We start from the raw sequence: 6,002 nt of genomic DNA, 5'->3' as shown, positions 1-6,002 counted from the left end.
CCCGCCGGGAGGCGGGTGGGGGGCGGATGGTGGGGAACGGTGGTGGGCGTTCGCAGCAGGGGGGATGATGCGCGGGGGTCACCCAGCGGGGGTCAGCCTGTCGAGGAGGGCGAGGGCGTCCTCGACGGAGCCGGCTGGGTCGGGGATGGGGTAGAGGACGCCGCGGATGGTGCGGCCGGCGTCCAGGATCAGGGTGAGGCGCTTGAGGCGGTCGACGCCCGAGGCGCGGAAGGTCGGCAGGCGTAGCGCGGCGGCGAGTTCGAGCGCGGCGTCGGAGAGCAGCGGGAACGGCAGGCGGGCGTGTTCCGCGAAGGCGCCGAGCTGGTCGGGGCGCTGGGTGCTGACGCCGTACACGGCCGCGTCGCGGGCCGCGAACTCGTCCATGCGGTCCCGGTAGGTGCAGGACTCCAGGGTGCAGCCGGCCGCGCCGGGGATGTCGCCCCATCCGGGCGGGTGCCCGTTGCCGCCGGGGCCGCCGGGTGCGAAGGCCCCGGGGTAGCAGTAGAGGACGGTCCAGGCGTGCGCGCCCGAGACGGCGTCGACCGGCGAGCCCGAGACGGAAGCAAGCGACGGCTCCGGCAGCTGTCGCCCGACGAGGCCCATTACGCGGCGTGTCTCCGCGGAGTCGGCGGTGCTGGTGCCGGTGAGCGTCCCGTCGCCCAGCACGTACCGCCCGCCCCAGTCCTGCAGGGCGACGAGGACGGGCAGCAGCCCGCGCCCGCGGTCGGTCAGGTGGTACTCGTAGCGCGGCGGGTGCGGGTGGTAGAGCCGCTTCTCGAGGACCTCGTCCGCGACCAGCCCTTTCAGGCGTTCGGTGAGCACCTTGCGGCTGATGCCGAGCCCGTTCTGCAGCGCGTCGAAGTGGTGGGTGCCCCCGGCGACGTCGCGCAGGAGCAGCAGGGTCCAGGTGTCTCCGACGACGCTCAGGGCCTGCGAGATCGCGCAGTCGGGGTCGCCTGCTTCCGTGTGCCGCATGATCACCATTATAGTGAGTTCCCAAAAGGAACTTACTCGTCGACGGAGGGGTGGACGTGACGACGGTTGCGGAACGCGAGGATCAGGCACGGAGCGAGGACACGGGGGTGTTCTGGCGCTACTGGGCGGCCTCCACGGTCACCCGCCTCGGCGACCAGGTGACGGCGGTGGCCCTGCCGCTGGTCGCCGTGGTCACCCTGCACGCCTCGGCGATCGAGGTGGGCCTGATCACGGCCGCCTCCTACGTCGCCTGGCTGGTGCTCGGGCTGCCCGCCGGCGTGCTCGTGCAGCGGATGCCCCTGCGCGGCACGCAGGTGACGATGGACCTGATCCGCGCCGCCGCCGTCGCCTCGGTGCCGCTCGCGGCGGCGTTCGACGTGCTCACCCTTCCCCAACTGGTCGTCGTGGCGCTGGTGGTGGGCTTCGCGAGCGTCCTGTTCGACGTGGGCAACATGACCTTCCTGCCCTCGATCGTCCCCAAGGAGCAGCTCACCGCCCGCAACAGCCTGATGTCCGGCAGCGTCGCCGCGACCGAGACGGCCGGGCCGTCGCTGGGCGGCGTGCTGGTCCAACTCGTCGGCGGCGCGGCCTCGATGCTGCTCGACGCGGTGAGCTACGTCGCCTCGGCCGCCCTCCTCAGCAGCCTGCCGTCCGGCGAGCGCCAGAGGCGCTCCGAGGACCGCCCGGGCATGCGCGAACAGGTCCGCGAGGGCTGGCGGTTCGTCACCGGGCACCCGGTGATCAGGCCCTGCGTGGCGGACGCCACCGCCGTGAACTTCGTCTGCGGCGGGCTGATGGCGCTCACCCCGGTGTTCCTGGTCCGCACCCTCGACGCGCCCGCGGCCGCGGTCGGCGCGCTGATGGCCACCGGCGGGCTGGGCAGCGTCATCGGCGCCGCCCTCACCCCGCGCGTGGTGTCGCGGTACGGCAGCGCCCGCGCGCTGTGCGGGGCCGCGGTCGTCGCGACCGCCTTCCTGCTGCTCCTGCCGCAGGCCGGCTCCGGCTGGGCCACGCTGGTCTTCGCCCTCGGCAACGCCGGGTTCTCCGGCGGCGTGGTGGTGACCGCGATCGTCACCCGCACCCACCGCATGGCGCACACCCCGCCGGAGCTGCTCTCCCGGGTGGTCGCGACCGTACGGTTCGTCTCCTGGGGCGCCATCCCGGTCGGCGCCGTCGCCGCCGGGGCCGCCGCCGAGGCGTTCGGCACCCGGACGGCGCTGCTGCTGGTCGCCGTGGCCGGGGTCGCGAGCCCGGCCATCCTCCTCGCCAGCCCGATCCGCCGCCTGCGCGACCTGGCCTGAGAAGGCCGGAAACCGGAAAGCCGAAGCCGGAAAGCGGTCAGGACGGCCAGGCCGACCCCTTGATCACCTCGACGAAGTCCCCGCGCACGAACCCGGGGACGAAGTGGGCGAGCACATCCGCCTTCACATTGCCGAAGGTCGTGTCCGGGCGGCCCGAGACACCCGCCGTGAACGCGGCCAGGATCCGGTTCTTGAAGTCCGGGCGCGGATGGGCGGCGACCACGGCCGCGCGCTGCTCCTCGGTGAGGGCGTCGTAGCCGAGGCCCAGCACGTCCAGCTCCACGCCCCGGGACACGAGGGCGATCTCCGGCGCCATGTGCAGCGGGATCTCGGGGGTGGTGTGCAGGGCGATGGCCGCCCAGACGCGGTCGGCGGGCTCGCCGCCGAGGCCGTGCGCCTCGAGGAAGCGGCGGGCCTCGTCGGCGCCGTCGAGCTCGAACCGCTGGTCGGTACGGGCGTAGCGCCCGGTCAGGCCCAGGTCGTGGAACATCGCGCCGACGTAGAGGAGTTCGGGGTCGTAGGCGAGTCCCTGTTCGGCGCCGCGCAGGGCGCCGAACAGGAACACCCGGCGCGAGTGGTCGAACAGCAGCGGCGTGGCGGCGTCCCGTACCAGTTCGGTGGCCTCGCGGGCCAGGGCGCTGTCGGGGATGCGGACGCCGGCGACGGTCTCGGTCATGGCGGTGGGGTCCTTTCCGGAAGGCTCTCTCGGTGCCTCCACCCTCGCGCGGCGGCGTAGGCTCGGGCCATGTCCGTACAGACACACACCCCACGGATCAGGACATGAAGCGCCGCGTCGCCTTCCTAGTCTTCGACGGCGTCACGCTGCTCGACGTCAGCGGCCCGCTGGAGGTCCTGCACGTGGCGCAGGCGTACGAGACGGTGCTCGTCTCCCCCGGCGGCGGGCCCGTCACCGCCTCCAACGGTGTCGTCCTCGGCGCCACCACCGCACCGGAGGGCGCCGGCCGCTTCGACACCCTGGTGATCGCGGGCGCCGACCACCTCGCCTCAGAAGGCCCGGGCGGGGAACTCCTCACCGCCGCGGCAGGGCTCACCGAGAACGCCCGCCGCGTCGCCTCCGTGTGCAGCGGCGCCTTCGTCCTCGCCGCGCTCGGCCTCCTCGACGGGCGCCGCGCCACCACCCACTGGCGCCACGCCCGCACCCTCGCGCTGCGCCACCCCCGCGTGCGCGTCGAACCGGACGCCCTGCACCTCGCCGACGGCCGCTTCCACACCAGCGCCGGCATCAGCGCGGGCATCGACCTCGCCCTCGCGCTCGTCGAGCACGACCTCGGCGCCGAGGCGGCGCGCGACGCGGCCCGCGAACTGGTCGTCTTCGTCCAACGCCCGGGCGGGCAGTCCCAGTTCTCCACCGCGCTCGCCACCCCGCCCGCCCGCGGCGACCTGCTGCGCACCCTCACCGACGCCGTCCTCGCCGACCCGGCCGCCGACCACGGCCTTCCCGCGATGGCGGCCGCGGCCGCCGTCAGCACCCGGCACCTGGGCCGGCTCTTCCAGGCGGAGCTGGGCACCACCCCGGCCCGCTGGGTGGAGCGCGTCCGCCTCGACCGCGCGCAGCAGCTCCTCCTGGACGGGCACGGCGTCACCTCCGCCGCCCGCCTCAGCGGCCTCGGCAGCGACGAGACCCTCCGCCGCGCCTTCGCCCGCCACCTGGGCACCACCCCGAGCGAGTACCGGGCCCGGTTCACCTCCACCGGCGCGCCCTGATCGAGGCGAGCCTGCGCGAGGCGCCCCACCGAGGCGAGCCGCCCCGACCGGGTCAGCGGCGGACGGCCTTGCGGGCGCGCCGGGCGAGCCGGTGGGCGCGTTGGACGGCGACGAAGCCGCCCATCGAATCGGCGAGGGTGAGGCGGTACTTGAGGCGCAGCTGGGCGTTCAGTTCGGCGACGCGCTCGGGGCCGATGGCCTCGACGAGGCGGCTGACGTTGCGCTGGTAGGCCGCGCGGTAGGCGCGGTCGCCGTCGGGGACGGACCAGAAGAACATGGGGATCTCCTCGACCAGGCAGTTGTGGTCGTAGGCCCGCAGGTAGTCGGTGAACTTCGGTTCGGGCTGGGCGAGGAGCCACTCGCGGACGAGTTCCATCGAGCGGACGCGGTCGACGACTCCGCGCGGGTCGGTCTTCTTCTGGGTGATGGACAGGTCCCCGTCCTCGCGGACGCGCCAGTGGTAGATCGGCTCGGAGATCACGTCGACGTGGTCGGCGAGGAAGTGGTGGGGCACGCTGACCGGGGCGTCCTCGTACAGGATGCCCTCGGGGTAGAGGATGCCGGCGGCGTCGAAGAAGGAGCGCCGGTAGACCTTGTTCCAGGCGGTGCGGTCGGTGACCAGGGCGGGCAGTTCGCTGATGTGGGTGCGCAGCCGGGTCTCGCGGAAGGGGCGGCGGTGGCCGTGGGAGGGGCTGAGGCCCGTGGTGCGCAGGCGCATGGCGTTGCCGGTGGCGAAGGCGGAGCCGGTCTCGTCGAGGGTGCTGATCATCAGACGGTAGGCGTGCGCGGGCACGACGTCGTCGCTGTCGACGAAGGTGAGGTAGTCGGTGCCGGGGGCGAGGTGGCGCCAGCCGGTGTTGCGGGCGGCGCCGAGGCCCTGGTTGTCCTGGCGGACGAGCCGGAAGCGCCGGTCCTCGGCGGCGAACTCCCGGGCGATGCGCGGGCCGTCGTCGGTGGAGCCGTCGTCGACCATGACGCACTCGAAGTCGCCGAAGGTCTGCGCCGCGATCGATTCGAGGCATTCCCGCAGGTAGCGCTCGACGTTGTAGATCGGGACGACGACGGACAGACGCGGGGCCATCAAGGACCTTTCGCTCAGCGGGTCGGCAGCGCAGTGGCAGCGGGTCGGCAGCGCAGTGGCCCGGCTGCCGGACACGGTCGGCGACGGCCGACGACGGCCGGTCACCGGCGGTGGCCCGAGCGTAGGGACCGTGCACGACCTTCCGGCGAACTCCAGGTGGCGTCCAGCCTTCGCGGCGGTGAGGCGGCCGTGTGCAACGTCAACCATACGGGTCAATGCGCGGCCCCCGCCCGCACCACGCGCGGAAGTGCCCCGGACCGCCCGACCGGTCCGGGGCACCGACAGGGCGAGACCTCAGGCGGACTTGACCGCCGCGAAGCGCTCGGAGACGTCCTGCCAGTTGACGACGTCCCACAGGCGGGTGACGTAGTCCGGGCGGACGTTGCGGTACTGCAGGTAGTACGCGTGCTCCCAGGCGTCGAAGGCCAGCAGCGGGGTGCTGCCCTGGCCGACGTTGCCGTGGTGGTCGTACACCTGCTCGACGATCAGGCGCTGCCCGAGCGGCTCCCAGGAGAGGATGCCCCAGCCGGAGCCCTGGACGCCGGTGGTGGCGGTTGAGAGCTGCTTCTTGAACGCCTCGAAGCTGCCGAAGTGCTCGGTGATGGCGTCGGCCAGCTCGCCCTCGGGGCGCTCGCCGCCCTCCGGGGAGAGGTTCTGCCAGAACAGCGAGTGCAGCACGTGGCCGGACAGGTGGAAGGCGAAGGTCTTCTGCAGGCCGACCAGGCCGCCGAACTGCTCCTTGTCGCGGGCCTCGGCCAGCTGCTCCAGGGTGTCGTTCGCGCCCTTGACGTACGCGGCGTGGTGCTTGGAGTGGTGCAGCTCCAGGATCTCGGCCGACATCGCCCGCTCCAGCGCGGAGTAGTCGTACGGGAGGTCGGGAAGCGTGTAGGTGCCCATCAGGACACGGCCCCTTTCGGCTG

At 73.4% G+C, this 6,002-nt stretch carries 6 protein-coding genes; 2 read left to right on the top strand and 4 right to left on the bottom strand.

The genetic code is table 11. The annotated features are described in order from the left end of the window. Nucleotides 1–78: 78 nt before the first annotated feature. Nucleotides 79–975, bottom strand: coding sequence for a winged helix-turn-helix transcriptional regulator (locus IH61_RS0119885; RefSeq protein WP_031071620.1), 897 nt, complete (start codon nucleotides 973–975; stop codon nucleotides 79–81). A 56-nt stretch (nucleotides 976–1,031) separates the two neighbouring features. Here IH61_RS0119885 and IH61_RS0119880 point away from each other — a divergent pair, with 56 nt between their 5' ends. After that, nucleotides 1,032–2,276: an MFS transporter gene (locus tag IH61_RS0119880; protein WP_051837501.1), complete on the top strand. Its 1,245-nt coding sequence runs from the start codon at nucleotides 1,032–1,034 to the stop codon at nucleotides 2,274–2,276. 37 nt (nucleotides 2,277–2,313) lie between these two features. On the opposite strand, the gene IH61_RS0119875 is transcribed toward IH61_RS0119880, so the two are convergent. Then, on the bottom strand, nucleotides 2,314–2,952 hold the full coding sequence (locus IH61_RS0119875; protein WP_031071616.1) for an HD domain-containing protein: 639 nt from the start codon (nucleotides 2,950–2,952) through the stop codon (nucleotides 2,314–2,316). Between the two features lie 104 nt (nucleotides 2,953–3,056). On the opposite strand from IH61_RS0119875, the gene IH61_RS0119870 reads away from it, so the two are divergent. Further along, on the top strand, nucleotides 3,057–4,001 hold the full coding sequence (locus tag IH61_RS0119870) for a GlxA family transcriptional regulator (RefSeq protein WP_031071614.1): 945 nt from the start codon (nucleotides 3,057–3,059) through the stop codon (nucleotides 3,999–4,001). Nucleotides 4,002–4,053: 52 nt separating this feature from the next. Here IH61_RS0119870 and IH61_RS0119865 read toward each other — a convergent pair whose 3' ends face one another. Both IH61_RS0119865 and IH61_RS0119860 read right to left on the bottom strand, forming a co-directional pair. Beyond that, the gene (locus IH61_RS0119865) at nucleotides 4,054–5,082 is read right to left on the bottom strand and encodes a glycosyltransferase family 2 protein (protein WP_031071612.1); all 1,029 of its coding nucleotides are present in this window, start codon (nucleotides 5,080–5,082) and stop codon (nucleotides 4,054–4,056) included. A gap of 294 nt (nucleotides 5,083–5,376) precedes the next feature. Then, a complete protein-coding gene (locus IH61_RS0119860) occupies nucleotides 5,377–5,979 on the bottom strand; it encodes a superoxide dismutase (RefSeq protein ID WP_031071611.1) in 603 nt (200 codons plus the stop codon). Between the last annotated feature and the right edge of the window lie 23 nt (nucleotides 5,980–6,002).

The organism is Streptomyces sp. NRRL WC-3742, from assembly GCF_000720635.1.
Lineage (GTDB): Bacteria > Actinomycetota > Actinomycetes > Streptomycetales > Streptomycetaceae > Kitasatospora.
The sequence above is the reverse complement of the archived record's forward strand: the minus strand, read 5'-3'. Positions and strand labels throughout refer to the sequence as shown.

Bases quoted from the DNA above. Each gene is read 5' to 3' on its own strand.
- IH61_RS0119885 (WP_031071620.1), bottom strand. From the start codon at position 975: ATGCGGCACACGGAAGCAGGCGACCCCGACTGCGCGATCTCGCAGGCC.
- IH61_RS0119875 (WP_031071616.1), bottom strand. From the start codon at position 2,952: ATGACCGAGACCGTCGCCGGCGTCCGCATCCCCGACAGCGCCCTGGCC.
- IH61_RS0119870 (WP_031071614.1), top strand. From the start codon at position 3,057: ATGAAGCGCCGCGTCGCCTTCCTAGTCTTCGACGGCGTCACGCTGCTC.
- IH61_RS0119865 (WP_031071612.1), bottom strand. From the start codon at position 5,082: ATGGCCCCGCGTCTGTCCGTCGTCGTCCCGATCTACAACGTCGAGCGC.
- IH61_RS0119860 (WP_031071611.1), bottom strand. From the start codon at position 5,979: ATGGGCACCTACACGCTTCCCGACCTCCCGTACGACTACTCCGCGCTG.